Consider the following 25,241-nt stretch of genomic DNA (forward strand, 5'->3'; position numbering starts at 1 on the left):
CCATTTCCCGTACATGCCGCACCGGACGGGTTCATCGCGGGCGAGTACCATTGAATTTCCTATTCTAAGGATCCGACAGTGGCTGACAGTATCGAGGAGGCCTTGGAGGAAAAATTCGGCAGGCTTCTTCCCTATCTTGACGAACGTCGGCAGCGATTGGTGCTCGGCGCCGACGCGAAAGCACTGGGCCACGGCGGGATCAAGCTCGTGGCACGCGCGGCCGGTGTTTCCGAGGAAATCGTGGCCCGCGGTTCGGCCGAACTGGAATCGGGAGATCCGCAATCGGCAGAGCCGGTGTCCGGACGGGTCCGCGTGCCCGAAAGGGGACGCAAGCGCCTGCGCGAGAAGAATCCACATCTCGTCACTTCCATGCTGGCTCTGATGGAGCCGGAACGACGGCGTGAGCCGGAGGCCCCGCTTCTCTGGACGATGAAGTCGACCAGGGCACTCGCCTCCGAGTTGTGCGCCCAAGGACACTCGGTGAGCGCCGACACAGTCGGCGCCCTCCTCAGGGCCGAGGGGTTCGTGCTGAAGGACGCCACCCGTTCGGGCGGGGGAGCCAGGCCGGGTGACCGGGAGAGGCAACTGCGCTACATCATCGCCCGGGTCGGCGAGTTCACAGCCGCAGGAGAGCCGGTGATCAACTTGGGCACCAGGAAGAAGGTCGCGCAGCGAAGCCGGGGAACCGTCGCCGAGCCTGCCTGGACCCCGCGAGCGGTGACGCCGAGACCGCCGCGATCGCCGTCACCACACTGCGTCGGTGGTGGCACGCGGAGGGACAGCTGAGCTACCCGAAAGCACATCACATGCTGGTCGTCGCCGACGCCGGGGGGGCGGACAGCCACCGGGTTCGCGCCTGGAAGAAGGAGCTGACGGACTTCGCCGATGCCAGCGGACTCTGCCTGACCCTGTGTCACTTCCCCCCGCGACCTCCAAGTGGAACGGGGTGGAGCGCCGACTGCATTCGAGGGTCAGCACCGCATGGCACGGAAGCCGGCTGACCAGCCATGAGGTCGTCATCCACACAGTCGCCACTGGCGCCCCCCAGAGCGGGGCGACGATATCCGCAGACATTGACCCGCATGCCCGCCAGTCCGGGGGAGACCCCCAGGGAGCCAAGGGCCGGCTGCCGCTGGAGCCGCACCCCTGGCGCGGCACCTGGAACTACACCATACGGCTGCAGCGGCTCGAGCCGGCGCCCCCTCATGATTTCGGACGGTTTCCCGCAGGGGACAAGGCGCCCAACTGGCTCGCCCACCCGAACCTGATCGGGTTCGAACCGGATGCCTGGCAGGCTCTGCTCCAGCGCTACACCGCCTATCTGGACGCCGTGCCACGGGTGGTCATCCCCGGTCGCCGCCCCGGCCCGGGAGCCGGCAGCCGCCTGCTCTCCCCGGCTGACCGCCTGCTGGTCACCGTTCTCACCAAGCGCTGGGGCCTGCCCCAGGCACCCTTGGCAGCCCTGCTCGGCGTCTCCAAGGCCAGGATCGGTGCCGCTGTCCGCGAGGTGACCCCGGATCTGGAGGCCCTCGGATGCACCGTCCACCGCAGCGGGACGACCGTGACCGATGTCGAGGGGCTGGCTGCCGTCGCCAACGGTCGTAGCCGTCCGGGTGCCCCGCAGTGAACGAACCGCGACCACCCCGTCGACCTGGACGGGGGGCGCCGGCGAAACCGGGGAGCGGCTGATCATCCGCCCGTGATCCGTACGGGGGCCGGGGCGGATCCGCCCACCAGGGGTCTCGTCAGGGACAGGTAGCTGATCTTTCCCGAGGAGGTCCGGGGGAGGTGCCGGACCGCGCGCAACCTCAGACAGCCACGCGGAACCCCGAGGCCCGACACCCCTGCGGCGCGCAGCCTGGCCACGTGGTCCTCGTCCCCCTCGACGCACAACAGGACCTCGTCGGGTCCGGTGAGCACAGCGGCCGTGGCGACCAGGCCGAGCGCGGCTGTCGCAGCGGCCTCGACCGAGTCGAGGTTGACCTTCTCGCCGAGGATCTTGACCTGCCTGTCGACACGCCCCTCCAGGTAGAGCATGCCCGCGCGCAGCCGCCCCAGGTCTCCCGTGCGGAGTCGTCCGCCACCTGTTCCGCCCGTTCCGAGGTCGTCGCGGGTCGCGGAGTAGCCGAGCATCACATTGGGACCGGTGTAGTACACCTCTCCGAGTTCGCCGGGGTCCGCCTCCGTTCCGTCCTCACGCAGGACCTCGATCCTCCCGCCTGGGAGGGGAGTTCCCGCGCTTCCCTCGTGTTCTCCGGCCAGCGCGGGGTTCAGGCAGGTCATACGCGCTGTCGCTTCGGTCTGCCCGTACATGTAGAACAGCGATCCCCGCTCGCCGAGCGCCTGGCGCAGCGTGCGCAGGGAGTGCGCCGGCAGCGGCCCCCCCGCCACCAGAAGGCTGCGCAGTGAGCCCAGCATCGCCATCGACGTCGGGGATCCCAGCAGAAACTGTGCCGTCGTCGGGACCAGGCCGGTGGTCGTGGTGCCGGAGCGCCTGGCCTCCGCCCAGAAGCGCCCGGCGGTGGGCGAGACGGTCGTCAGGGCCAGGGCAGCACCTGCGGCAAGGTGCGAGTTGACCATGGAAAGGCCGAAGCTGTAGTCCAGGCGGAGCGAGGTGGCGGCTACGTCGGACGCCTGAATGTCCGTCACCTCCGCAATGCCTTCGGCGTTGCCGGCGAGATTGTCGTACGAGAGACGTACGAGCTTTCCCTTGGACAGGGACCCGGAGGTCCGTGCGACCAGAGCCAGCTCCGGTGCCGGCTCGGTCCCGGCTGCCTCTCTCACGCGGCAGGCCACCCCCACCAGGGGAATGCCGTCCACGGGAGCCCGGTAGCAGGACGTCGCCTGCGCCGCTGTGACGCAGGCGACGCCCAATATCAGGTCGGGACGCAGGCGTTCGATCAAACCGGGCACGTCGTCCGCCGCCTCGACCAGCACCACGGCATGGCCCGCGTGCAGCGCGGCAAGGTAGGCCAGCGCCCCCGGGAGCGAGCGCGGACTACCCACCATCACCAGCTTCTTGGTCCCGTCGCCGATGTGGGCGGCGATCTCGTCCCTCGCCGCTCGCGCACGGGCCCGGGAGAGGACCTGAGTGGCGTTCAGGAGGGCCGGAGCATCGTCACGGCCTCCGGCGAGCAGGTCGAGTGCGGTCCGGATCACCGGTTGCTCTCGATGTCCGTCGCAAGCTGTGCCAGGGACTTGCTCCGGAAGATCTCGACCGGATCGAGCTCAACCGCCCATGCCTCCGTTATCGCTTCGCTCAGTTCAAGGCAGAACAACGAGTCGCCGCCCAGATGCCATATGCTGTCCGCCGTGCTGACCACGGAGTCCTCGGGCAGCATGAGAACGACGCGCTCCACGAGCTGAGACTCCACGTCCCCCACGGGAGCGACAGTCCTGTGGAATTCTCCCGCCGCGACGGACTCGTCACGGATCACATCGGGGCCGAAGTCCTCGTCCAGGAAGAACGCCGCGAAGACCAGGCTGTGCACATCGACCCCGAGAAGCGAACCCAGCCGGTAACGGACCTCCGGGACCGACATGAAGGATGAAACCGATACGGCCGCGATGGTCTCGCCGGCCGGGGACACCCGGTAGATCCCCGAGAAGTACGGATTTTCACGGATTGCACGCACGTCGGTCATGTCTCTCGAATCTCCTCGTCAAGCATCTCAAGCACCAGGGAACGGTTGATCTTTCCCGCGGTCGATCTCGGAACAGCGTCGACCTGGACCAATTTGCGCGGGACGGCGGCCGGTGGCAGTCTGCGCCGCAGGTCCGACGCCAGTGCGGCCAAGCCGTTCACGGGAGATCCGGGCCCGAGCACCACACAGCAGGCGACGCGCTGCCCCGTGACCGGATTCGGCATGCCGACCGCGGCGGCGTCCTGGACCCATGCGACGTCCATCAGCGCGTCCTCGACATCCGTCGCGAGGACCGTGACGCCGCCCACGGTGATCCTCGCCTGCGACCTCGGCTCCAGGAAGAGATATCCGTCATCGTCGAGCCGCCCCTGGTCGCCGATGCTCACATATCCGTTGCGACGCCATTTCACGGCGTCCCCGTGGCCGATGTGAAGGTCGCGCGCCGAGCCACCCGCCCGGAAGTAGACGTCGCCCACGACACCCGGCGCGACGGGCCTGTCCTCCGAATCCATGACGGCGATGGAGGTGTAGAACCCCATGCCCACCGTTCCGGGCCGGGATTCCCACTCGTCGCCGCGCGCCACCGACGTTCCGATTCCCTCGGACGAGCCGAAGATCTCGTAGACGTTCCCGGGGCCCAGCCGCTCATGCCAGAAGCGCTTCAGCGACGCGGGGCAGGCGGCGCTCATATGGACCAGGGTGCGGAGGCACAGGTCATCCTTCGTCTGGGCGAGCTGACGCTTCATCATGCGCATGTGGAAAGGCGTCGCCAGCATCCACTCAATTCGGTTCTCCTGGACCTCGCGCAGAATCCGCGCAGGGTCGGGCTTTTCGAACAGGTGAATCTCCACCGGGTGATTCAAGGCGTCCAGGAGCATGCTTACCGTGGCCGCGTGACGCACCGAACCGGCCAGGCAGACCCGCATGCCGGCTTTCAGTCCCACCGAGGACGCCAGACTCAGCCTGCGGTCCCGCTGGAGTGCCGGGCGCATGGTGGTGTTCACGGCGTACCGCACCCGGCCGCTGGTCCCACCAGTACGCAGCAGCAAGGCCGCTGGCGGCAGCGTCATCGGTCGCGTACCGGGGGCGGGGGCCAGACGCTGCCCTGACTCCAGGCTGCGGGCCGCGAGGCCGAGGGTCGCCAGCCGTTCGAGCGTCGGCAAGACGCCGGGACCCCCGTCAGGTTCGGGTATGACGACCGGATTGGGCAGGCCGAGTGCCGACAGGAACTCCAGCAGATACCGCGCGAACCCCGCCGCGACGCCGGGAACCAGGCACTCGGACTCATCCGGGACCTCCCGGTACCGTTCGCGTATGCGCAGGATCGACGTCCCGATGTCAGCGGGCCGCAGGGTCTCGGTGCCGCCGTTCTCCAGATGGAGGACGACACTGGCGGACGGTGTCCAGTGCCGGGTGCCCATACCGCTCCTCTCTGCCTTCGTGTTCACCGTTCCCGCGTTCACTCGGCGACGGATTCGAGCATGGTCCGGTCACGGTAGACAACGAAGATCCCCACGGCTACGACCCCTGCCGCGACCGCGCACAACGTGAAGATCTCCTGCCAGGAGATCTGCGTCATCAACAGCCCCGCGAGGGCCGCGCCGAGGGCGCGCCCCGTGCGCGTGACCATCCGGTAGGCGGCTGTCGTGCGTCCCAGCAACGCTCCCGACGTGGAGAGCTGCCGTGCGGTCACCGACACGGTGTTCCACAGGAGACCTGCGGCACCCCCCACGACGAGGCTGATGACGATGACCGGCCAACTGGACGTGAACGCCGGGACGATGAACCAGACGACCCATCCGACGAGGCTGATCCCCAGGAGGGAGCCGAGCGGGAACTTCGCCACGAGACGCCCGAGCAGCCGCCCTCCAGCGAACGCCCCCGCCGCACTCGCGAGGAGGAGCAGCGCGTAGGTGAGACTGGTGGCGCCCAGCCCCTTGCCGGACAGCGCGAACGCCGTGAAAGAGGTCTCCCAGACGTACCAGATGGCCGAGACGACGAAACTGAGGGAGGCGAGCTGCCTGAGCGTGCGGTGCCGGAGGATCTGCTGGAAGCCGCCCAGACTTGCCACCGCCATGGCCCGCGTCGTCATGTGTCCACCGTTCAACGCGGGCGTGGCCGGCAGCGTCAGGGTGACGAACAGGGTGAGCGCCCCGAAGAGCGCCAGGGCGGATGTGGCGAGCAGCTGGCTCCACAGCAGCAGCAGTCCACCGGCGAGCGGTCCCACGAAGGCGCCGTACAGCTGCGAGATCTTGGCGATCTCGGTGTTGGCCGGGATCAGCTGACCCGGATCCGAGACCAGCTGCGGGACTAGTGACTGACGGGCGATCTCCGAGGCGACGCCGCAGCTGCTCAGGCCGAAGGCCAGGATCGCGAGGGCCACCGGGGCGGGGCTCCCCGACAGGTACAGCACAGCGAGGACACAGGCCAGTCCGGTCCGTACGAACGCGGACATCCGCAGGAGCCGAGTGCGGGACATGTGGTCCGCCAGGTAGCCCACGGGCAAGGAGACCAGCGTCCACGGAGCTGTCGCGGCGAAGAACACAACCGCCACGCCGAGCTTCCCGGTCGCCTGTTGCGCGAGGACGGGCAGGACGATGGTGAACGCCCCGTCCTCAAGGCTGGACACGGTGCTGATCCGACGGAGCATCAGCAGGGGCTTCCGGTCGTCCTTCCCGGTCGGAGGCGTCGACGTGCTCGGCTTCCATATCCTGCCTGTGCTCAGCAATCTGTCGCTCCAACTCTTTGAGGGGGGGCAGGTAGGTCCTGGCCTCCGGTGACTGCGCCGTGACCCAGCGAACCGGATCGGAGGGCGCGCACGCGTACGGCGCCCGGCACCAGGGCGATCTTGACGGCAGACGGTCCGTCGAGGCCAGGCGGGTCCCGAGCCTCGACGCCGCGGCGGCCCATTGCCCGCTCGTCATGGCGGGATCCTGGACGAACTGCTGGAGTGCCTGGTGGACGAGCGTGAGGTTGCTGAGTTCGTGTGCACCGGAGGACGTGAACGTGAGCGCGAGGACTCCGCCGCGGGTCCGCTCGGGAAGCAGCGCCAGCCGGACGCGGAACAGGGTTCCGGTGAGCCTTCCGGCACGCATGAGGGGGCCGGTGAAGCCCCCCGCGAGGTGTTCGGCGAGGCACAGCCAGAGGAGGGTGTCGTCACGGGAGGCCACATCGACGGGTGCGACCGCGCAGAAGTGCGACGGTCGGAGGGCGAGGTCCATGACGGCTCCCCACCGGTTCGTCGGTGTCGTGGGCCGGGTCACCCGCTCCCCCCGGTGACGGCCGCTGCGACGTTCCGCGCGACCTGCTCGGGCACCAGTCCGGCGAAGGGAACCCCGATCCTGTCGCCGAGCAGCATCGCGGCCGTGTGACGCGAGCAGGCGGCCGACGTCTCGACGCGCCTGTCCCACTCGGTGGTCAGCTGTTGGTGGCACCAGTCCAAACGGCGCTGGTCGAAGGCCGCCGCGTGCGCGTTCCCGACGCACTCCTCGACAACGTCCGCAGCCGTGCCCGGGGGGAGGGGCAGGACCAGCGTGGTCGGTGCGTCCTCACTGAACCACTCGTCGAACAGGCCGTACCAGGGCGGGCCGCACCTGGACCCGGTTGACCCGGCAACCGCCCTCGCGACCAGCATCGCGGCCGCCAGGGCGGCGCTCTGACCAGCGAGGTCGCCTTCGAAGACGGGTATGACGAGTTCGTCGCCACGCGCGGGCTCACCGGCCGGCGTCCCACCGTCGGCGCGGAGCGATGGGACCGCCGCGCCCGCTGCCGGGCTCCTCGGTCCCAGCACCGACTCCACATCGGCGGGCGCGACGACGGACGGGTTGGCGACCACGGCCACGCCGCAGCGCTCCGGACGCACCTTGTCGGCGATGAACTCCTCCCAGACGTCCCCGTGGACGGCCGAGCCGTTCATGGCCGGCGTGACGATGGGGTCATGGTCGACCCCGATGGCACCGTGCGATGTCGCGACCCGCCAGCGCCAGCGATCCGACCAGGGCGCGAGCCTGGTCTTCTCCAGTACCTCGTTACGGATGACCTCCGACTGCCGCTGGACGGTTCCGGCCGGTCGGCCAGGACTGCCCACGTGGGACACGAGCAGTTCCAGAGCGCGTAGGAGGTGCTCCTGCGGTCCGCAGACGCCGACGGACAGGTGGTCCCTCCTCGTCTGTGCCTCCAGGAGGAACCCCTGATCCTCCAACTGGGCGTAAGGGGAGGCGTGGCTGTCCCGGGGCGCCATGAGCATGTGCTCCGCGAAATGGGCGAGCCCGGCCCGGCCGGCGCCCTCCGCCCGGAAGCCGGCGGGGAACGCGAGGGTGACCGAACCGGTGTCGCCACCGTCCTCGCACCAGGCCAGCCCGGGTGCCACCACCTCGACTGTCCTCATGTCAGGCATCCGTGAGAGTGATCAGGCCCGACACCGCGAGCTCCTGGATCGCCCCGAGGACGCGACCGGTGTCGTCGGCGCGGAGCAGGTCGTCGACGGCCACGGAACGGGTCGCGCTCAGGGAGTCGAGCACCTCGGCATGGGTTCTGGCGTCCTCCGGCAGGACGTCGACGAAGGAACGCCGGACGTACAGGCCGGCGATGCCGTCCCGGGTGGGACCGCCACTGGTCGTGTGGGGAAGGTTCATGAACGTGGGAGCCATGCTGCTTCCCAGCTTCTCCTCCACGAAGGAGGCCACGCCGACGCCGGTCAGGGCACTCGTCTGCCGAGCGAGCGCCGTGGCGGTGAGGGCAGGGTCGTTTCCGTCCACTGCGCACTTCAGTCGGTCGTCCTGTGATCCCGTGACCACCCACGCGAGCAGTTCCTGCACGTTCGGGCGCGGTATGGCGAAGGTGATGTGCAACGAGCCCCGTACGTCCGTGGCCACGTCATGGGGCGTTCCCTCAGGCAGGTACAGCACGTCGCCCGGGTTCATGGCCACCTGGGCGGCGTCCGCCCCTTCGCCTACGGTCCAGTGCTTCCGCCCTCGGCCCTGGACCACGAAGACATCGTGGGAGTCCCGGTGCACCCCGAAGCCGGGTGCCCCGTGCAACGAGGCGTAGAGGTTCGCCTGGACACGTGCCCTGAACACGCCGGCCAGGGCCCGCGCCACCCCGTCTGCCCACGGGTCGATCAAGTCGAGCTGATCGACGACCAGGGTCCCCCCGGACGCCAGCGCCCGGTGTACGGCCTCCGGCACCAGACGGTGGAAGGCCCTGGACCCGCCGGCCTGCGCCGCACGGAACAGGCCGTCCGCCGGTGCCTCTCCTCCCACGACGCGCACCTGGTCGGTTCTGAGATTCCCGTACTGGAGCGCCCGGTTCAGATCGCTCCAGGAGAACTGGTCCCCGGTCGGCAGAGCGCCGGGACGATGGAGGAAGGTCAGGCCCATCGCCTCCGACAGGTCACTCCCGGGAATGCCGAGTACCGACTCGACCTTGCCGTCCGTGACAATCATGTCAACGTCCTTCCTCGATGCCGCTGAAGGCGATCGCCGTCACAGGAACCTCCGAATCCGGTGTACAGAGCAGCAGTTGCGCCATCGGAGCGTCGGCGAATCCGCCCAGTACGCACGTGCCGACGGACATCGCTCCGGCGACCAGGCACGTCGTCTGCGCGGCGGCGCCGGCTTCCATCAGTGCGTAGCGGTAGCCGCGAGAGCCGTACTTCATTTCAAGGCGGTCCAGGGACGCGGTGAGCATCAGGACCGCGCACGTCCGGGTCACCCATCCGTCCCCGAAGAGGAACCGCAGCAGTTCGCCGGTCATCCCGCTCCGCAGGCGCGCCAGCCGGTGATGGGCCACACCGTAGCTGTACACACCCGACGGGAGTCCGGTGACGTTGTGCGCCAGGAGGTAGAACTCGCATCCCAAGCGCCCGCCCGCGGACGGGTAGGGGCGGTGCCAGTGCCCGGGGGCGTACTGCTCCGGGGACTCGGAGTGCGTCGTGTACCACAGCAACTTCGAGAGCTCGGCCACCGTCACCTGCTCCAGGGCGCTGCGGTGGCTGCTCCGCGCTGCCAGCCACTCGGCACCGGACCCGGAGGGCGGCTCACCGGGATCGGGCAGCTCCACCCCTTCCAGTCTGGGGAAGGACTTCGAGTTGTAGGTGAACCACTCCTCGGGCCACTTGTCGACCGGCAGCATCACCCAAGTCGAGAGCATGGCCGCGTCGGCGTAGGCGGTGCGATGGAAATCGAGCGCCGAAGAAGTCGTTCCTGGGTCAACGCTCATGATCACTTCCGTTAGGCGTAGGGGTGGGGATCACGGGAGAGGGTCTCCTGCACGGGTATGCCGACTATCCGTCGGTCGCGCTCGCTGAAGAACAGGGGCTGGAGCCGCGGGTACAGGACCTTCACGACCGAGACGCCGGCCCTGCCGAGTTCGGGGTGGTGATGTCCGCGACGTACCCCTCGTCCAGCACAGCACGGGTGTGGCCGTCCTGGAGCGGCATGGAGTCCCCGAACAGGAAGTCCAGCTTCTGCGAAGTCCCTGGCTGAGCCCAATGGACGACTCGGTCCTCGATCGACTCAAGCTCGGCGGCGGCCACCGGCGCCACATCCCCGAGAAAGTCGCGCGCTTGTCGGCGGGCGTGCAGCGCCTCGCTGATCGCACCACTCGCAGCCTGCGCCAGGGACAGCCCGCACGCGCTCCCCATGGTGAGGGCGGGGAACCGGCCGGTTTCGTCGGTCACCCGGCACACCGCGACCGGATACGGTTCCTCGACGAGGCAGGAGACGCGCAACTCCAGCCCCAGCACGCGCGCCTCCAGGGCCATGCAGAGGGCGCCGGGGTCGAGCGGCAGGCTCTCCCACGCGACCTCCCGACCGCCGAGTCGGTGATAGTGCGACAGCAGGATCGCATGACGCTCGAACGCCTCGCGGGTCGCCCGCGCCGTCGCGTCGTCGATCGAGAAGCCGGCGGCGGCGCCGTTGCTGCTCGGATCGCACAGCATGGCCCGTGGGTCCCGCTCGTCGAACGGGCAGTACACGAACTGGGCCGGTATCAGCACTTGCCCCGACGAGGGGTCGCCGATCCTGGTCGCACCGCACCAGTGCATGGGTTCCTGCCAGGCCGGCGAGGACCGGAAGGGCTCCGGAAACGACCCGGGGTCGATCGTGCCGTCCAGGTCCGCGGTGGTTCCGTACGCCAGGTCCGCGACCGGCAGCGTACTCATGGAGATGCGTTCGGCGGCCTCCATGAGTGCCTTGAGCTTCGCCGGCACCCCTCGTCCGCGGCCGCCCGTGGCACGGGGGTTCCGGGCCGAACCCCGGGGGAGGTTGGTGTTGGGCGGCAGTTGGGCCACCCAACCCCGGCCCCTCGGCTCGTCGTTGTAGAAGTCGTCCAGCGGGTAGAGCGAACTCACGCCGCCACCGAGGAGGAGTTGACGCAGCCGTAGCACCTGATCCCGCGTCGGCTCGTGTGCGATGCTCACCGTGACTGCTCCAGGAGGAACGACTCGAACAGGGCCGAGCACGACTCGCAGCCGTCGACCTGGCTGACGTTGGCGAACGTGACCCTGCCGGTACGGTGGTCGACCAGGGCCACAGCCCCCATCGTCGCCGGAAGGGCGCCATCGAGGCGCACGATCCTCTCCACTTCCCGTGCGACTGTCACCGCCACGAGGCGGGCGCTGAGCAGCTCCGTGGTGGCCGGGTCGCAGGGCGGTTCCGCCGGCCACACGGCTGACGCCATGTCACGGATCCCCCGGTAGTCGGCGCACTGGATGCAGGAGGAGTAGCCCGGGGTCATGAGGGGGCCCACCGAGGTCCAGTCACCGTGGACGACCACCGGCAGGTGCAGACCTCCGCGCCGCGCCCAGTCGAGGCCGCGGGCGAAGAAGAGGTCGTCCATGTCGTCGGCGCCTGTGACGTCCACACACAGACTGCCGCCGGGTGCAGTGCTCTCGTCGGCGATTCCGGCGGGGTACCCGGAGTCCGCGAGCAGCCTGGCGGTCTCGGCAGCCACGAGCGGCTGCGACGGCGACGCCCAGAGGTGGGTGCCGGATATCAGGACGGGAGGAAATGTCACTTCAGCTCTCCATTTGCAGGACGCACTTCTTCACATCCGATGCCCGTGCCGGATCTGCATACGTCCAGAAGGTGGCGCACGAGTGTGTACGGGTCGTCGGCGGAATTCTCTGGCAGTAGTTCGAGGCCGAGCAGTTCGCCCAGGACAGCGGCCTTCCTCGGCAGGATCCCGTATCCGTCTCGGCTGTGTCCTTCCCGCTGGCCGGCAGCCTCTTCGGCGAAGGTCCCTTCGGTGGTGACAGCGATGACCCGGACCGCTCGGTCGTCGTCCAGCTCATGCAGCGTGACGACGTCGGCGACCTGCCTCACCGCCTCCGTCGACACCTCGGCCAGTGGTGTCCAGTGGTCCTTGCCCAGGAGCCAGCAGACAGCGATGTTGTGCACCAGGTCGTAGGGCTCCAGCCAGGCGGACCCGTCTGAGCGCCGATGCGCGCGGGCCATGAATCGAGGCAGGTCCACCCGCAGCCGCTGGATCTTCGCCGTCGGCAACCGGCGGCGCAGGTCGGACACCGCCGCGAGTACCTCGAAGAAGTAGGCACAGCACGGCACGGACTTCAGGGACGTGCGGGCCTCGGCGGACAGCCACGGCAACGAGGCAGCCGCAGGTGTATCCGTCCCGACTCCCATCGCCGCCAGGGGTTTCCACCACTCCCGCGCGGCAGACCTGTCGATCACGGAGTGCGAGGCGCCCTCCTCGACCGCGGCATACGCGAGCCTCATCGCCTGACCCATCTGGAACAGGCGACCGTCGCTGCCGAGCAGGTCGTAATCTGACCGGAAGGTGGAGAGGAAAAGGCGCAGGCACCAGGTGAGCCGCTCGGTCGGCATGCCGCGGAGGCGCGCGAGCGCGTAGACCGCCGCCAGGCCGCCCAGCACGGGTGTGGCGTGGAAACCGTTCTCCCGCATGGCGGCCTTGGTTGACAACCCCAGGCGGACGGCGAATTCCGTGGCCAGTGCCTGGATGCCCAGGGCGTCGTCGAGGAATGTGTCCGTACCCGTCAGGAGCACGGGCGTCAGGAACGCGGCCAGATGGCCACCCGCGAGGTAGTTCACAGAGTCGTAGTCACCAGCGATGCCAGCCAGCAGATTCACACGCGCCGCCTCAGGAGTGGAAGCCCTGAGAGTGGTCCACCATACGGGGGATGCGGTCGGTCCGAGCGCGGTGGAATTGCCCGCCGCAGAGACGGCAGCCGCTTCGCATCCGTCGCCGAGGGAATGAGTGATCAGCGCGCAGAGAAGGAAGTCCGCCGCAGCCGCCGCCGCGTCGTCGACCAGAGCCGCCGGGACGGGCAGGGCGCCGGAATATCCATTCATCCATTCGTTGAGTGCCGCGCCGAAATTCTCGTTCATGAAACAGGTAAACCTTCTCGCAGCGCAGCGTGACGGGGCCCGGGATTTCAGCTCTCGCAGGTGGCTTCGGCACCGGGGACTGCGTGCCGAAGCCACACTCCTTACTTATATCCAGTGCCACGTACTCACGACACTCGCCGGCGGCCTGCCGCCGACAGGATATTCAGTGTGCTCAGCGGCCGTTGTCGCTCGACGCCGGAACCATCGCACGGGCACGCCCGTTGTCGCTCGACGCCGGAACCATCGCACGGGCACGGCCGTTGTCGCTCGACGCCGGAACCATCGCTCGGTCAGTGTTTCACAGGTTCTCCTGCCTCTCCAGGTAAACAGCGGGAAATTCACCCCGGTTGGGGCCTCAACTAAGATCGCCAGCGACCGGTGATTTTGTCAACGACCGCCGACACGGCCGGTGGCAGTTCCCGGGTTGCCCGATTTGACCAATTGGGCCGGGGAGGGCACGAATGTCACATCGGGAGACCCGGAGGGGCCCGGAGCCATGAGATGCGGGGGGCATCGATCGCGGATTGAGGACACTCGGATATGTCCTGCTTATGGCGACAATGCGGACATCCTGGGCGCTGCAATGGAGCCGGTCCGGTGACGGAAAATATGCCGGATCCCGGACGGGCATCGCATGAGTGGGCCTGCCATTTTCCGGAACCGTCGCGGTAGTTGCATCCTGGACAGGGGTTCAAGGCAAGTGATAGCGTCGCGCTCCCGCAGTCAAATTTATTCGACCGTCCTGCGTCAAATTAACACGCGACCCGCTGAAACCCGCACGATTATTCCGCCGGAGGAAGGCGATGGCACGCAAGAAAGTCCATGAAGTCCACTTCAATGGTTCCAGGTCTGCCGAGGCGCCACTCACCTGGGGTCAGCGCGCCATATGGCAGTCGATTCACTGGGCCGAAGCCCAGGCCCAATACTTCAATATCGCACGGGTGATGCGCGTCGATCTGGCCGTACAGGTGGAAGCCGCCCTCCGGGGAATATCCGAACTCATATCCCTGCACGAAGTGCTGCGCACCCGCTTCCCCGGAATCGGTGAATCGCTCCGGCAAGTCGTCCACCAGGACGGCGTACTGGAAGTGGACATCATCGAAGGCGATGGAACGGACGCCAAGGCGGTCGCCGACGAGCTGGCGAGCCGCGTTTTTGTGCCCGCCGACGAGTGGCCGATCCGATGTGTCCTGTTCGTCAACGATGGAGTTGTGACCGGGGCGGCTTTCGCCTACTCGCACCTGGCAGTCGACCACATCGCCGTCATGGTGCTGGAACGGGACCTGCTCGACCTCTGGGCGGCCAAGTCCGTGGCGCCGCCCGCCTGGTCGCCCGTGGACCAGGCCGCTTACGAGGCGTCGGAAGCCGGCCGGCGCCGCGGCGAACAGGCCCTGGACTACTGGCGCCGCTCACTGCGTACGGCTCCCACCTGCCTTTTCGGCACGGACACCGGTGAACGCGGCGAGAGCCGCTTCGTGCGGCTGGGGATGGAGTCGCGTGCCGTCGCCGTGGCGGCCACCAGGATCGCCGAGCGGTGCCGGGTCAGTTCCAGCACGGTGCTCCTTACCTCGGTCGCCACCGTTCTCGCACAGGCCACGGGGCGGCGCCAGACGGTCATGCAACTGATCGCGGCCAACCGCCAGTACGCTCGCAGCCGCTCGCTCGTGGCGCAGACTGCGGAGAACGCCCTGTTCTCGTTGGATACGCGCGACACGACCTTCGAGGAACTGGTGCAGAGGTCCCTCGAAGCGGCGACCCTCGCGTACCGGTTCGCGCTCTATGATCCCTACGAGGTGAAGCGGCTCGTCAAGCAGGGCGGCAGCGGTGTTCCCGGGCAGTTCCCGGACCTCTCCGCCTACTTCAACGACGCGCGCATCCATGACCGTTGGCAGGGACTGACACGCTCCGACGTGGCCGCCGCGGATCTACGTCGCCTGACCGAGGAGACCGAGGTCCAGTTCGTAGGATCTTGGGCACGCCAGGACGCGAGCTTCTTCGTCCACACGTCGTACGCCCCGGAGACGTGCCGCCTGTATCTCATGGCAGACACGGCGAAGGTTCCCCGGACGTCCGTCGAAGCACTGCTCCGATCGATGGAAACGGTGCTGGTCGAAGCGGCCGAGGACCCCACCGTCACGGTGGACCGGTTGACCTCGGCGCTGTCCCTGCCCACAGCGGCGTCCACCGCCACCACACCACTCCTGACTCCCTGAACGGACGTCCCGGCAGGGCAATGGTGCCGGTGGCCTGCGTCTTGTGCGGCATGGCCCGGCTCTGCCCGCCGCTGCCCGGACGAGCCGAACGGCCCACCGAGCACACCGACTGGCCGATCGGAGGGACTCCGGCTTCCTGCTGCGCCGTTGGACCGATCGGCCAGCCGCTTGTGCCGATCAGGAACGACCGGCCTCCTGCTGCGTGTTGAGCACATTGACGTTGCGGAACAGGGCCGACGGGCAGCCGTGTGAAACCGCCGCGACCTGGCCGGGCTGCGCCTTACCGCAGTTCATCGCCCCGCCCAGGACGTAGGTCTGGGGCCCTCCGACCGCTTCCAGGGAACCCCAGAAGTCGGTGGTGGTGCCCTGGTAGGCGAAGTCCTTGACCTGCCCGGCCAGCTTCCCTCCCCGGATCCTGAACGCCCGCTGTCCCGTGAACTGGAAGTTGTAGCGCTGCATGTCGATCGACCAGGAGCGGTCGCCGACCACGTACACGCCGTCCTCCACCCCGGCGATCAGCCCGGCGGTGTCGGGGCCGCCGACGGCGGGCTGCAGCGACACGTTGGCCATCCGCTGCACCGGGACGTGCGCGGGGGAGTCGGCGAAGGCGCAGCCGTTGGACCGGCCCAGCTCCTTCAGCCGGGCCATCCGCCGGTCCAGCTGGTAGCCGACCAGGGTCCCGTCCTTCACCAGGTCCCAGGACCGGGTCCGGACGCCCTCGTCGTCGAAGCCGATGGTGGACAGGCCGTGCTCGGCGGTGCGGTCCCCGGTGACGTGCATGATGTCGGAGCCGTAGCGCAGGCTGCCCAGCTTGTCGAAGGTCGCGAAGGAGGTGCCCGCGTAGGCGGCCTCGTAGCCCAGCGCCCGGTCCAACTCGGTGGCGTGCCCGATCGACTCATGGATCGTCAGCCACAGGTTGGACGGGTCGATCACCAGGTCGTAGCGGCCGGCCTCGACGCTCGGCGCCTTCATCTTCTCGGCCAGCAGCTCCGGCAGTCGGGCCAGCTCGGCCTCCCAGTCCCAGCCCGTGCCGCGCAGGTACTCCCAGCCCCGCCCGGCCGGCGGGGCCAGCGTCCGCATCGAGTCGAAGGCGCCGGTCGCCTCGTCCACCGAGGTGGCCTCCAGCTCCGGGTCGATCCGCAGCCGCTGCTGGGTGGTGACCGTGCCCGCGGTGTCCGCGTAGAACTTGTTCTCCTGCACGGTCACCAGCGAGGCGGTGACGTGGGAGACGCCGGCGCCGCCCAGCAGCCTGCTGCTCCAGTCCGCCAGCAGCGCGGTCTTCTCCGCGTCCGACACCTCGAACGGGTTGACCTGGTAGGAGGACACCCAGGTCGCGTCCGGGTAGACCGGCTCGTCGGCCAGCTCGACCAGGTCCTCGGTACCGGAGGCGGCGCCGATCCCGGCCGAGAGCCGGGCCACGGCCACCGCCTGCTCGGCGACCCGCTCGGCCGCTCCGGGGGTCAGGTCCACCCCGGCCGCGAAGCCCCAGGCGCCGTTGTGCACCACGCGGACGGCGAAGCCCAGTTGGAGCGTGTCCGAGGTCCCGGCGGGCCGGGCGTCCCGCAGCCGCCAGGAGGCGCTGCGGACCCGCTCCAGGCGGAAGTCGGCATGGCTCACCCCGAGCGCGCGCGCCCGCGACAGCGCGGCGTCGGCGAGCGTGTGCAGCGGCAGAGCCAGGAACGTGGGATCGAGGGGGGACGAGGTGTCCGGCATCAATCTCCTCCAGAGGGGTGGAGTGGTTGTCGTCTCGCATCCTGCCCTATCGCCCAGGGAATCCCATTCGCTTTTTCCCGCAGAGCCGGGGTACGGTGTGGACACAACGACGCGGGGTGGAGCAGCTCGGTAGCTCGCTGGGCTCATAACCCAGAGGTCGCAGGTTCAAATCCTGTCCCCGCTACTCGCAGGTCAGAAGGTCCGGCACCCAGGTGTCGGGCCTTCTGTCGTTGGGCTTCCTCCGGAGCGGGACTGTGGGAAACCCACAGTCCAGGGCCGATCTCCCTGTCGGCGGCGGATTCGTCCGCGTCCGACGAATCCGGATAGCGTCACCATGCGTCCACCTGTGGCGCCGCGACTTCGACCACCACCGTTCAGCAGCACACGTCAGCAGAGAGAGGTAGACCTTTGAGCCGCTCGGTTCTCGTCACCGGAGGCAACCGGGGCATCGGCCTCGCGATCGCCCGGGCCTTCGCCGAGGCGGGCGACAAGGTCGCCGTCACCTACCGCTCGGGCGAGCCCCCGGCCGGGCTGTTCGGCGTGAAGTGCGACATCACCGACTCCGAGCAGGTCGAGCAGGCGTTCAAGGAGGTCGAGGCCGAGCACGGCCCGGTCGAGATCCTGGTCGCCAACGCCGGCGTCACCAAGGACACCCTGCTGCTGCGGATGACCGAGGAGGACTTCAGCTCGGTCGTCGACACCAACCTCACCGGCGCCTTCCGGGTCGTCAAGCGGGCCACCAAGCTGATGATGCGGGCCCGCAAGGGGCGCGTGGTGCTGATCTCCTCGGTGGTCGGCCTCAGCGGCTCGCCGGGCCAGTCGAACTACGCGGCCTCCAAGGCCGGCCTGGTCGGCTTCGCCCGCTCGCTGGCCCGTGAGCTGGGCCCGCGCAACATCACCGTCAATGTGGTCGCCCCCGGTTTCGTCGACACCGACATGACCGCGGTGCTCAGTGCCGAGCGCCGGGCCGAGATCGTCGCGGGCGTGCCGCTGGGCCGCTACGCCGCGCCGGACGAGATCGCTTCCACCGTGCGCTTCCTCGCCTCGGACGAGGCCGCATACATCACCGGAGCCGTCATTCCTGTCGACGGCGGATTGGGCATGGGTCACTGACCGCTATGAGTGGAATCCTTGAGGGCAAGCGCATCCTGGTCACCGGCGTGCTGATGGAGTCCTCCATCGCGTTCCAGGTGGCGAAGCTGGCACAGGAGCAGGGCGCGGAGATCATCCTCAGCGCCTGGCCCCGCCCCACCCTGACCGAGCGCATCGCCAAGAAGCTCCCCAAGCCGGTCAAGGTGCTTGAGCTGGACGTCTCCAACCAGGAGCACCTGGACGGCCTGTCGGAGAAGATCCGCGAGGAGCTGGGCGACCGCCTGGACGGAGTGGTCCACTCCATCGGCTTCGCCCCGCAGGACGCCCTGGGCGGCAACTTCCTGAACACCCCCTGGGAGTCCGTGGCCACGGCCGTGCAGATCTCGGCGTTCTCGCTGAAGTCGCTGACCATGGCCTGCCTGCCGCTGATGGAGGAGGGCGGCTCGGTGGTCGGCCTCACCTTCGACGCCACCATCGCCTGGCCGCAGTACGACTGGATGGGCCCGGCCAAGGCCGCGCTGGAGGCCACCTCCCGCTACCTGGCCCGCGACCTGGGAAAGCAGAACATCCGCTGCAACCTGGTCTCGGCCGGTCCGCTCAAGTCGATGGCCGCCAAGTCCATCCCCGGCTTCGACACCCTGGCCGACACCTGGAACGTCCGCTCCCCGCTGGCCTGGGACGTCACCGACCCCGAGCCGGCCGGCCGCGGCGTGGTCGCGCTGCTCTCCGACTGGTTCCCCAAGACCACCGGCGAGATCGTCCACGTCGACGGCGGCCTGCACGCGATCGGCGCCTGACGCCTGCCGCTTCGGTGGTGCCGCTTCGGTTCTGCTGCTTCGGTGCTGCCGCTTCGGTGACGGGCCCGTCCCCTCGTGGGTGCGGGCCCGTCGTCGTTCCGCCGAGCTGTCGGGCCGTCAGGCCGTGGTCTCCAGGTTGCAGCGGCCGACCACCGAGGCGGCCTCGGCGGCGGCGCGTTCGCCGTCCTGGGCGCGGATGGCGGTGACGATGTCGGCGTGCGGGATGTAGCGGTCCGGATCGAGGCTCGGGCCGACGTCCTTGCGCAGATGGGCGCGGAGCACCTCGCCGAGGTCGGCGTAGAGGGCGGCCATCACCTCGTTGTGCGAGGCGGCCACCACGGACTGGTGGAACGCGGCGTCGGCCTGGATGAAGTCCTCGGTGTTCCCCGCGTACCAGGCGTCCTCGCGGCGGGCGGCGGCCAGCTCCATCAGCTCCAGGTCGCGTTCGGTGCGGCGCTCGGCGGCGAGCCGGGCGGCCGAGGACTCCAGCGTCGCCCGCAGCTCGGCGACCTGCGACTGCTCCGCGTCGGCGAAGCGCCGGTGCATCACCCCGGCCAGCTCACTGGTCGCCAGCACATACGTCCCCGAGCCCTGCCGGATGTCCAGCAGGCCGTTGTGGGCCAGCGCCCTGACCGCCTCGCGGACGGTGTTGCGGGCGACGCCGAGCTGCTCCACCAGCTCGACCTCGGTGGGGATGCGGGAGCCCACCGGCCACTCGCCGGAGGTGATCTGGGTGCGCAGCTGGGCGATCACCTGGTCGGCCAGCGGCTCACGCCGGGGCGAGGTCAGCGCCATCGAACTCTCCTTGTGGTGCCTGCGAAACATTGGATGGCCCCATCATCGCCCCTTTGGGTTCGCGAAAGTGGCTTCCTGAAGTCATCCCATCATTCTATGATGGTTTCATGCCTGCCGCTGAGACCACCACCACTACCGCCCCGACACCGAAGCCGACCCCCCCGACCGCCTTCACCCCCTTCACCCCTCAGCGCACCCGCTGGCTGCTCGCGGTGGCCATCGCGATCGCCGCCTTCAACCTCCGCCCCGCCGTCGCCGCCCTCGGGCCGATGCTGGACCAGGTCCGCGGCAGCCTGCACATGAGCGCCGCGGTGGCCGGCCTGCTCACCGCCCTGCCCTCGTTCTGCTTCGCACTGCTGGGCCTGCTCGCCCCGGTGCTGGCCCGCAGGATCGGCCCGGCCGCCACCGTCTGCGCCGGCATGGGCGCCATCGCGCTTGGTCTGGCGGCCCGCGCGCTGGCTCCGAACAGCGCGGTGTTCCTGCTGCTCAGCGCGCTGGCGCTGGCCGGTATCGCGGTCTCCAATGTGCTGATGCCGGTCCTGGTGAAGCGCTACTTCCCGGACCGGGTCGGCCCGGTCACCGGGCTGTACTCCATGTCGCTGGCCCTGGGCACCTCCACCGCCGCCGCTGTCGCCGTCCCGCTGACCAGCGCCCTCGGCGGCAACTGGCGGGTCGGCCTGGGCGTCTGGTCGCTGACCGCCGCCGTCGCGCTGGCCCTGTGGCTGGCCCACCTCGCGGTCACCCGCCGCCACGACGCCCGCGCGGTCGCCGCCGGAACGGCGCTGGCCGCCGCCCCGGCCGTCCCGGCCAGGTTCCGGATCACCCGCAGCCGGACCGCCTGGGCGCTCGCCGTCTTCTTCGGGCTCCAGGCCACCGCCGCCTACGCCACCATGGGCTGGCTGCCGCAGATCTTCCAGGACGCCGGCATCTCCGCCACCGAGTCCGGCGTGCTGCTGGCCGTCACCATGGCCGTCGGCGCCCCGCTCGCCTTTGTCATCCCCTCCTACGCGGCCCGCCGCCCGGACCAGGGCGCCATCGTGATCACCCTCTCGGCGGCCGGCCTCGCCGCCTACGCGGGCCTGGCCTTCGCCCCGGCCGCCGCGCCCTGGGCCTGGGCGGTGCTGGCCGGGCTGGCCAACTGCGCCTTCCCGCTGACCCTGACCATGATCGGCCTGCGCACCCGCACCAGCGAGGGGGTCACCCGGCTCTCCGCCTTCGCCCAGGGCGTCGGCTATCTGATCTCGGTGCCGGGACCGATCCTGATCGGCGTGCTCTACCAGCGCGAGCACGGCTGGTACGGGCCGCTGGCCTTCCTCGCGGTGCTGATGGCCGCCCAGGCGGTGGTCGGCCGGCGCGCGGCGCGTCCGCGCCAGATCGAGGACGAGATCGGGCGGTAGCGGGTCGGAAGGTAAGAGCGGCGGACCCCGGATCGGGGCCCCGGGAAACGGGTGGCAGACTCAACCGCATGCCCGTTCTCGAACCGAATCCCACCGGCGGCCACAAGAAGCTGCTCCAGTTCTTCGGCCTGATCCTGGCGATCCTCGTGGTCATCGGCATCCTCGCCAGCTTCGCCACAAAGATGGGCTGACCAATACCTCTCTCCCCGAATTCTGGGAAGCTGGAAGGTATGAGCGTCGATTCGTCCCGCAGGATCATCGTCCTCCGGCACGCCAAGGCCGACTGGCCCTCCGTGCCCGACCACGAGCGGCCCCTCGCCGACCGTGGCCGCAAGGACGCACCCGTAGCCGGACGCTGGCTCGCCGGCACCGGCATCATCCCCGACCTCGCCCTCTGCTCCACCGCTGAGCGGACCCGTGAGACCTGGAAGCTCTTCGCCCACGAGCTCCCCAGCCGTCCCAGAACCGTGTACGAGGACCGGCTGTACGAAGCCGCGCCCGGTCAGCTCATCGAGGTCCTCCAGGAGGTCCCCGAGGATGTCGAGACGGTGCTGCTGGTGGGTCACAACCCCGGAGTGCAGGGCCTCACCGAGGTCCTGGCCGGGGGAGCCGAGGCGGACACCCTGACCCGGCTGCGCAGCAGCGGGTTCCCCACGGCGGGGGTCGCGGTGCTGACCCTGGACCTGCCCTGGAAGGCGCTGGAGCCGGGCACCGCCCATCTCACCACCTTCTACACCCCGAAGGACTCGGCCGCCGCGGACGCCTAGGGACACCAAAGGAGGGGCGCGCGAACAACTTCGCGCGCCCCTCCCGTACACCCGCAAGCCCTACACCGCGTAAGCCCTACACCGCGTAAGCCCTGTGCGGCTACACCGCGTCGGCGTCCTCGACCTCTTCGCGGGAGATCCCCAGCAGATACAGCACGGTGTCCAGGAACGGCACGTTCACCGCCGTGTCCGCCGCCTCGCGGACCACCGGCTTGGCGTTGAAGGCCACCCCGAGCCCGGCCGCGTTCAGCATGTCCAGGTCGTTGGCGCCGTCGCCGATCGCCACGGTCTGCTCCAGCGGCACCCCGGCCGCCTCGGCGAAGTGCCGCAGCATCCGCGCCTTCCCGGCCCGGTCCACGATCTCGCCGACCACCCGGCCGGTGAACTTCCCGTCCGCCACCTCCAGGGTGTTCGCCGCGGAGTAGTCCAGGCCGAGCCGCTCCACCAGGTCGTCGGTCACCTGGGTGAAGCCGCCGGAGACGATCGCCACCTGGTAGCCGAGCCGCTTCAGGGTCCGGATCAGCGTCCGCGCGCCCGGCGTCAGCCGCACCTCGGCGCGGACCTTCGCCACCACGTCCTCGCTCAGCCCGGCCAGCAGGGCGACCCGGGCCCGCAGCGACTCGGCGAAGTCCAGCTCGCCCGCCATCGCGGCGGCGGTCACCGAGGCGACCTCGGCCTCGCAGCCCGCGTGGGCCGCGAAGAGCTCGATCACCTCGTCCTGGATCAGGGTGGAGTCGACGTCCATCACGATCAGCCGCTTGGCCCGGCGCTGCAGCCCGGAGCGGACCACCGCCACGTCCACCCGCTGCACGGCGGCCTCGGAGACCAGCTCGGACCGCAGCAGCTCGGTCGGCACACCGGAGACGGCCAGCTCCACCGCCGTGACCGGGTACTTCGCCAGCCGGAACACCCGGTCGATGTTGCCGCCGCAGTCGGTCACCCGGGCGCTGAGCGCGGCGACCGCCGCGGCGGTCAGCGGGTGGCCGAGCACGGTCACATGCGAGCGGCCCTCGCCGCGCGGACGGTTGTCGCCGGTCCCGGAGATGACCTCGGCCTGCAGTTTCTGGCCGTCGGCCCAGCGGTGCACCTCGGCCCGCAGCTCGCCCTCCAGCGGGGGCGCGGTGACCAGGGCGCACAGCACTATCCGGCCCCGGGTCACCACCTGTTCGAAGTCGACCACGTCGACCCCGTGCTCGGCGAGGGTGGTGAAGAGCCCGGTGGTGATACCGGGGCGGTCCTTGCCGAAGACCTTGACGAGCAGGGTCCGGGGCTCGGGTGCGGGGTGGGCTGCAGGGGCCGGGGGCGTTGCGCTCATGGTGCGCCCCACGCTACCCGTCCGCCACGCCCCCGCTCAGCACCGTCCCGCCCACCGGACAGGCCCGCTGGACGGGCCCGCTGGACGGGCCCGCTGGACGGGCCCGCTGGACGGGCCCGCTGGACGGGCCCGCTGGACGGGCCCACCGGACAGGCCCGCCGGGCCGGGTTACCGCCCCGGCGGGGCGGTCGGCGGGGGAGGCGTCTGGGCCGGGCCGCCCGAGTAGGGGTTGTAGCCGCCCTGGCCGGGCCCGGACGGCTGCGGCGGCCCCACCGGAGGCGGCCCGGGCTGGACCGGCGGGGCCGCTGGCGGCGGGTTCCCGGTCCGCTGGTAGGGGTTGTCCTGCTGCGGCGCGCGCCCCGGGGACACCGGGGTCTGCGGCAGCCCGCCGTACCCTCCAGATCCAGATCCGGGTCCGGGTCCGGGTCCAGGTCCGGGCCCGGGGGCCTGCGGCGGCAGGTACGGGGGCTGCGGCCGCAGATCCACCCGCGTCCCCTCAAGGCCGGCCGAAGCGGCCCCCGCCGGCGCCAGCGTCTCCCGCTTGGCCGAGGCCGTACTGAACCGCGCCACCAGCAGCGACCCCAGGAAGCCGAACACCGCCCCCTCGACCAGCCCGATCAGCAGCCCCACCAGCACGTTCCCGGTGATGCTCAACCCGGCCCCGACCGCGTCGAAGCCGAACACCGACAGATTCGCGTCCACCGACACCGAGGCCAGCACCAGCAGCAGGCCTGTCACCACCGCCAGCGCCACCCCCAGCCGCAGCCCGGCGCCCAGCGCCTCCCGCGCGCTGCTCTGCGGCAGCACCGGACGCGGCGTCCGGACCGCGGCGACCACGCCGACCGCCAGCAGCATCAGCGCCACCGCGACCGGCAGCAGCCACACCCGCCCGTCCAGCCGGCCCAGGCTGCTCAGCGTGATCTCCTGCCCGCTGCCGCCCTTGAGCAGGGTGTTCACCGGGCTGGGCAGGAAGCCGGAGAGCGGTCCGCTGGCCTTGCCGTTCAGCGGCACGGCCATGCCGAGCAGCACCGCCAGGAACACCCCGTTCGGGTGGCCAGCAGGACGCCGCCCACGGTCTTCCCGCCGCCGCTGCCGGTCAGCCCGACCACGATCCCGGCCAGCGCGCCCACCAGCACCACGCCGACCAGCACCGTCACCAGCGCCGAGGCGACCGGGCGCACGCCGCGGCGCAGCCCGTCCGCGCCGAGCGGCAGCGGGCAGCGGCGGGAGGCGGCCAGCGCGACGGCCAGCACCACCAGGATCCAGAGCAGTCCGAGGCCGAGCGTCGGCAGCAGTTCGACCTTGAAGCCGACGGTGGGCTGGTGTTGCCGCCGAGCACTCCGCCCAGCGTGCCGGTGAGCCCGCCGAGCGGATCCCCGCCGCCACCCGTGCCGCTGCTGTCGCCGAGCAGTCCGCCGAGACCGCTCAGCGGATCGCTGCCGCTGCCGCCGCTCTTGCCGCCGCCGGTCAGTGACGCCACCTTGATGGCCACCGAGCCGTTCCCGGCCCAGGCCACGATCCCGAGCAGGACCAGGAACGCGACGACCGCCCCGGCGGCCCGTGCCAGCAGCATCCCCGGGTCGAGCACCTTCAGCCGGTGCAGCGGCCTGACGAACAGCCAGCCCAGCACCAGCGCGCCGACCAGGCTCACCCCGAGCGGCATGATCCCGATCGCGCCGTGCGCCGCCGCCGCGTCCATCCCGAAGACCGAGACGTCCCCGGACGGGCTGATCCGTCCGCCGACCGCCATGGCGACCATCGCCGCAGTGAGCGCGCCGACCGAGGCATAGCTGTCGAGCCCGAGCAGATGGACCCCGAGCGCGGTCACCGCGCCCATCGCGACGAACGCCCAACTGGCCGCCACCGCCGCCGAAACCACCCCGTACAGCGCACTCTCGCGCAGCCTGCCGCCGCTGCTTCCGCCCGATCCGGCCGCCGCCGGCCCCTGGTGCCCGTACACCGTCATCGTCTGCCCGCCCCTGTGGAAACCGCTGCTCTGCCGTCAGGTTGCCACACGGTTACGGTCTCGGGGTCCGGTTCCCTGCACGTTGATCGAGCTGGAATGATTCCCCCCATCGTTCAGCATCCCTAAACTGCCCCTGTCAAGAGTGGGGACTACTCGGGGGACTACATCGTGGGGCAG

General features: G+C 69.9%; 21 protein-coding genes, 1 tRNA gene and 2 pseudogenes. 8 read left to right on the forward strand and 16 right to left on the reverse strand.

All coding sequences use genetic code 11. From position 1 onward, the window contains the following. Positions 1–78 precede the first annotated feature (78 nt). A pseudogene (locus ACXKR8_RS36735) lies at positions 79–1,627 on the forward strand (ISAzo13-like element transposase-related protein). A 62-nt stretch (positions 1,628–1,689) separates the two neighbouring features. On the opposite strand, the gene ACXKR8_RS36740 reads toward ACXKR8_RS36735, so the two are convergent. The 11 genes from ACXKR8_RS36740 to ACXKR8_RS36790 all read right to left on the reverse strand — a co-directional run bounded on the left by ACXKR8_RS36740 (position 1,690) and on the right by ACXKR8_RS36790 (position 13,009). Continuing rightward, positions 1,690–3,159, reverse strand: a complete 1,470-nt coding sequence (locus tag ACXKR8_RS36740) for an AMP-binding protein (protein WP_458268876.1) — start codon at positions 3,157–3,159, stop codon at positions 1,690–1,692. Continuing rightward, the gene (locus tag ACXKR8_RS36745; protein ID WP_458268877.1) at positions 3,156–3,644 is read right to left on the reverse strand and encodes an acyl carrier protein; all 489 of its coding nucleotides are present in this window, start codon (positions 3,642–3,644) and stop codon (positions 3,156–3,158) included. The genes ACXKR8_RS36740 and ACXKR8_RS36745 overlap by 4 nt, the downstream gene beginning before the upstream one ends. Beyond that, positions 3,641–5,065 carry an ANL family adenylate-forming protein gene (locus ACXKR8_RS36750; protein ID WP_458268878.1) on the reverse strand — a complete coding sequence of 475 codons (1,425 nt, stop codon included), beginning with the start codon at positions 5,063–5,065 and terminating at the stop codon, positions 3,641–3,643. The genes ACXKR8_RS36745 and ACXKR8_RS36750 overlap by 4 nt, the downstream gene beginning before the upstream one ends. A 38-nt stretch (positions 5,066–5,103) precedes the next feature. Beyond that, the gene (locus ACXKR8_RS36755) at positions 5,104–6,273 is read right to left on the reverse strand and encodes an MFS transporter (RefSeq protein WP_458268879.1); all 1,170 of its coding nucleotides are present in this window, start codon (positions 6,271–6,273) and stop codon (positions 5,104–5,106) included. After that, positions 6,260–6,865 (reverse strand): hypothetical protein, encoded by a 606-nt coding sequence (locus ACXKR8_RS36760; protein WP_458268880.1) that lies wholly within the window; start codon positions 6,863–6,865, stop codon positions 6,260–6,262. The genes ACXKR8_RS36755 and ACXKR8_RS36760 overlap by 14 nt, the downstream gene beginning before the upstream one ends. A gap of 38 nt (positions 6,866–6,903) precedes the next feature. Then, the gene (locus ACXKR8_RS36765) at positions 6,904–8,031 is read right to left on the reverse strand and encodes an insulinase family protein (RefSeq protein ID WP_458268881.1); all 1,128 of its coding nucleotides are present in this window, start codon (positions 8,029–8,031) and stop codon (positions 6,904–6,906) included. Position 8,032: 1 nt separating this feature from the next. Further along, positions 8,033–9,088: a JmjC domain-containing protein gene (locus ACXKR8_RS36770; protein WP_458268882.1), complete on the reverse strand. Its 1,056-nt coding sequence runs from the start codon at positions 9,086–9,088 to the stop codon at positions 8,033–8,035. 1 nt (position 9,089) lies between these two features. Next, positions 9,090–9,863, reverse strand: coding sequence for a SagB/ThcOx family dehydrogenase (locus tag ACXKR8_RS36775; RefSeq protein WP_458268883.1), 774 nt, complete (start codon positions 9,861–9,863; stop codon positions 9,090–9,092). Between the two features lie 121 nt (positions 9,864–9,984). After that, on the reverse strand, positions 9,985–10,854 hold the full coding sequence (locus tag ACXKR8_RS36780) for a YcaO-like family protein (protein WP_462099970.1): 870 nt from the start codon (positions 10,852–10,854) through the stop codon (positions 9,985–9,987). 206 nt (positions 10,855–11,060) lie between these two features. Further along, the gene (locus ACXKR8_RS36785) at positions 11,061–11,660 is read right to left on the reverse strand and encodes a TOMM precursor leader peptide-binding protein (RefSeq protein ID WP_458268885.1); all 600 of its coding nucleotides are present in this window, start codon (positions 11,658–11,660) and stop codon (positions 11,061–11,063) included. Continuing rightward, complete coding sequence (locus ACXKR8_RS36790) at positions 11,657–13,009, reverse strand: MmgE/PrpD family protein (protein ID WP_458268886.1); 1,353 nt, start codon at positions 13,007–13,009, stop codon at positions 11,657–11,659. Before ACXKR8_RS36790 ends, ACXKR8_RS36785 begins: the two co-directional genes overlap by 4 nt. An 803-nt stretch (positions 13,010–13,812) precedes the next feature. Between ACXKR8_RS36790 and ACXKR8_RS36795 the strand changes: the two genes are divergently transcribed. Continuing rightward, on the forward strand, positions 13,813–15,222 hold the full coding sequence (locus ACXKR8_RS36795) for a condensation domain-containing protein (protein WP_458268887.1): 1,410 nt from the start codon (positions 13,813–13,815) through the stop codon (positions 15,220–15,222). A 177-nt stretch (positions 15,223–15,399) separates the two neighbouring features. Here ACXKR8_RS36795 and ACXKR8_RS36800 read toward each other — a convergent pair whose 3' ends face one another. Further along, the gene (locus ACXKR8_RS36800; RefSeq protein ID WP_458268888.1) at positions 15,400–16,935 is read right to left on the reverse strand and encodes a TldD/PmbA family protein; all 1,536 of its coding nucleotides are present in this window, start codon (positions 16,933–16,935) and stop codon (positions 15,400–15,402) included. A 110-nt stretch (positions 16,936–17,045) separates the two neighbouring features. On the opposite strand from ACXKR8_RS36800, the gene ACXKR8_RS36805 reads away from it, so the two are divergent. The 3 genes from ACXKR8_RS36805 (at position 17,046) to fabI (ending at position 18,824) form a co-directional block, all read left to right on the forward strand. Then, positions 17,046–17,119 (forward strand) — tRNA-Met (locus ACXKR8_RS36805). Between the two features lie 224 nt (positions 17,120–17,343). Beyond that, positions 17,344–18,048: a 3-oxoacyl-[acyl-carrier-protein] reductase gene (gene fabG / locus ACXKR8_RS36810; protein WP_458268889.1), complete on the forward strand. Its 705-nt coding sequence runs from the start codon at positions 17,344–17,346 to the stop codon at positions 18,046–18,048. Positions 18,049–18,053: 5 nt separating this feature from the next. Then, on the forward strand, positions 18,054–18,824 hold the full coding sequence (gene fabI / locus ACXKR8_RS36815; RefSeq protein WP_458268890.1) for an enoyl-ACP reductase FabI: 771 nt from the start codon (positions 18,054–18,056) through the stop codon (positions 18,822–18,824). A gap of 117 nt (positions 18,825–18,941) precedes the next feature. Here fabI and ACXKR8_RS36820 read toward each other — a convergent pair whose 3' ends face one another. Next, positions 18,942–19,619 carry a FadR/GntR family transcriptional regulator gene (locus ACXKR8_RS36820; protein ID WP_458268891.1) on the reverse strand — a complete coding sequence of 226 codons (678 nt, stop codon included), beginning with the start codon at positions 19,617–19,619 and terminating at the stop codon, positions 18,942–18,944. 107 nt (positions 19,620–19,726) lie between these two features. Between ACXKR8_RS36820 and ACXKR8_RS36825 the strand changes: the two genes are divergently transcribed. From ACXKR8_RS36825 to ACXKR8_RS36835, 3 genes are all read left to right on the forward strand, one after another. After that, on the forward strand, positions 19,727–21,016 hold the full coding sequence (locus ACXKR8_RS36825; protein WP_458268892.1) for an MFS transporter: 1,290 nt from the start codon (positions 19,727–19,729) through the stop codon (positions 21,014–21,016). Between the two features lie 68 nt (positions 21,017–21,084). Next, entirely contained in the window at positions 21,085–21,207 is a 123-nt protein-coding gene (locus ACXKR8_RS36830; protein ID WP_458268893.1) for an SGM_5486 family transporter-associated protein, read from the forward strand. A 39-nt stretch (positions 21,208–21,246) separates the two neighbouring features. Beyond that, entirely contained in the window at positions 21,247–21,783 is a 537-nt protein-coding gene (locus ACXKR8_RS36835) for a SixA phosphatase family protein (RefSeq protein WP_458268894.1), read from the forward strand. 100 nt (positions 21,784–21,883) lie between these two features. Here the strand turns inward: ACXKR8_RS36835 and serB are convergent, their stop codons facing one another. The 3 genes and pseudogenes from serB to ACXKR8_RS36850 all read right to left on the reverse strand — a co-directional run bounded on the left by serB (position 21,884) and on the right by ACXKR8_RS36850 (position 25,064). Beyond that, entirely contained in the window at positions 21,884–23,098 is a 1,215-nt protein-coding gene (gene serB, locus ACXKR8_RS36840; RefSeq protein WP_458268895.1) for a phosphoserine phosphatase SerB, read from the reverse strand. Positions 23,099–23,266: 168 nt separating this feature from the next. Continuing rightward, positions 23,267–24,369, reverse strand: a pseudogene (locus tag ACXKR8_RS36845) (streptophobe family protein). After that, positions 24,252–25,064: a streptophobe family protein gene (locus ACXKR8_RS36850; protein ID WP_462099971.1), complete on the reverse strand. Its 813-nt coding sequence runs from the start codon at positions 25,062–25,064 to the stop codon at positions 24,252–24,254. Before ACXKR8_RS36850 ends, ACXKR8_RS36845 begins: the two are co-directional and overlap by 118 nt. Between the last annotated feature and the right edge of the window lie 177 nt (positions 25,065–25,241).

The organism is Streptacidiphilus sp. PAMC 29251 (genome assembly GCF_054208735.2).

Excerpts from the sequence above, each read along its gene's own strand:
- ACXKR8_RS36745 (WP_458268877.1), bottom strand. The coding sequence starts at position 3,644 with ATGACCGACGTGCGTGCAATCCGTGAAAATCCGTACTTCTCGGGGATC.
- ACXKR8_RS36750 (WP_458268878.1), bottom strand. The coding sequence starts at position 5,065 with ATGGGCACCCGGCACTGGACACCGTCCGCCAGTGTCGTCCTCCATCTG.
- ACXKR8_RS36760 (WP_458268880.1), bottom strand. The coding sequence starts at position 6,865 with ATGGACCTCGCCCTCCGACCGTCGCACTTCTGCGCGGTCGCACCCGTC.
- ACXKR8_RS36765 (WP_458268881.1), bottom strand. The coding sequence starts at position 8,031 with ATGAGGACAGTCGAGGTGGTGGCACCCGGGCTGGCCTGGTGCGAGGAC.
- ACXKR8_RS36770 (WP_458268882.1), bottom strand. The coding sequence starts at position 9,088 with ATGATTGTCACGGACGGCAAGGTCGAGTCGGTACTCGGCATTCCCGGG.
- ACXKR8_RS36775 (WP_458268883.1), bottom strand. The coding sequence starts at position 9,863 with ATGAGCGTTGACCCAGGAACGACTTCTTCGGCGCTCGATTTCCATCGC.
- ACXKR8_RS36790 (WP_458268886.1), bottom strand. The coding sequence starts at position 13,009 with ATGAACGAGAATTTCGGCGCGGCACTCAACGAATGGATGAATGGATAT.
- ACXKR8_RS36795 (WP_458268887.1), top strand. The coding sequence starts at position 13,813 with ATGGCACGCAAGAAAGTCCATGAAGTCCACTTCAATGGTTCCAGGTCT.
- ACXKR8_RS36800 (WP_458268888.1), bottom strand. The coding sequence starts at position 16,935 with ATGCCGGACACCTCGTCCCCCCTCGATCCCACGTTCCTGGCTCTGCCG.
- fabI (WP_458268890.1), top strand. The coding sequence starts at position 18,054 with ATGAGTGGAATCCTTGAGGGCAAGCGCATCCTGGTCACCGGCGTGCTG.
- ACXKR8_RS36820 (WP_458268891.1), bottom strand. The coding sequence starts at position 19,619 with ATGGCGCTGACCTCGCCCCGGCGTGAGCCGCTGGCCGACCAGGTGATC.
- ACXKR8_RS36825 (WP_458268892.1), top strand. The coding sequence starts at position 19,727 with ATGCCTGCCGCTGAGACCACCACCACTACCGCCCCGACACCGAAGCCG.
- ACXKR8_RS36830 (WP_458268893.1), top strand. The coding sequence starts at position 21,085 with ATGCCCGTTCTCGAACCGAATCCCACCGGCGGCCACAAGAAGCTGCTC.
- ACXKR8_RS36835 (WP_458268894.1), top strand. The coding sequence starts at position 21,247 with ATGAGCGTCGATTCGTCCCGCAGGATCATCGTCCTCCGGCACGCCAAG.
- serB (WP_458268895.1), bottom strand. The coding sequence starts at position 23,098 with ATGAGCGCAACGCCCCCGGCCCCTGCAGCCCACCCCGCACCCGAGCCC.
- ACXKR8_RS36850 (WP_462099971.1), bottom strand. The coding sequence starts at position 25,064 with ATGACGGTGTACGGGCACCAGGGGCCGGCGGCGGCCGGATCGGGCGGA.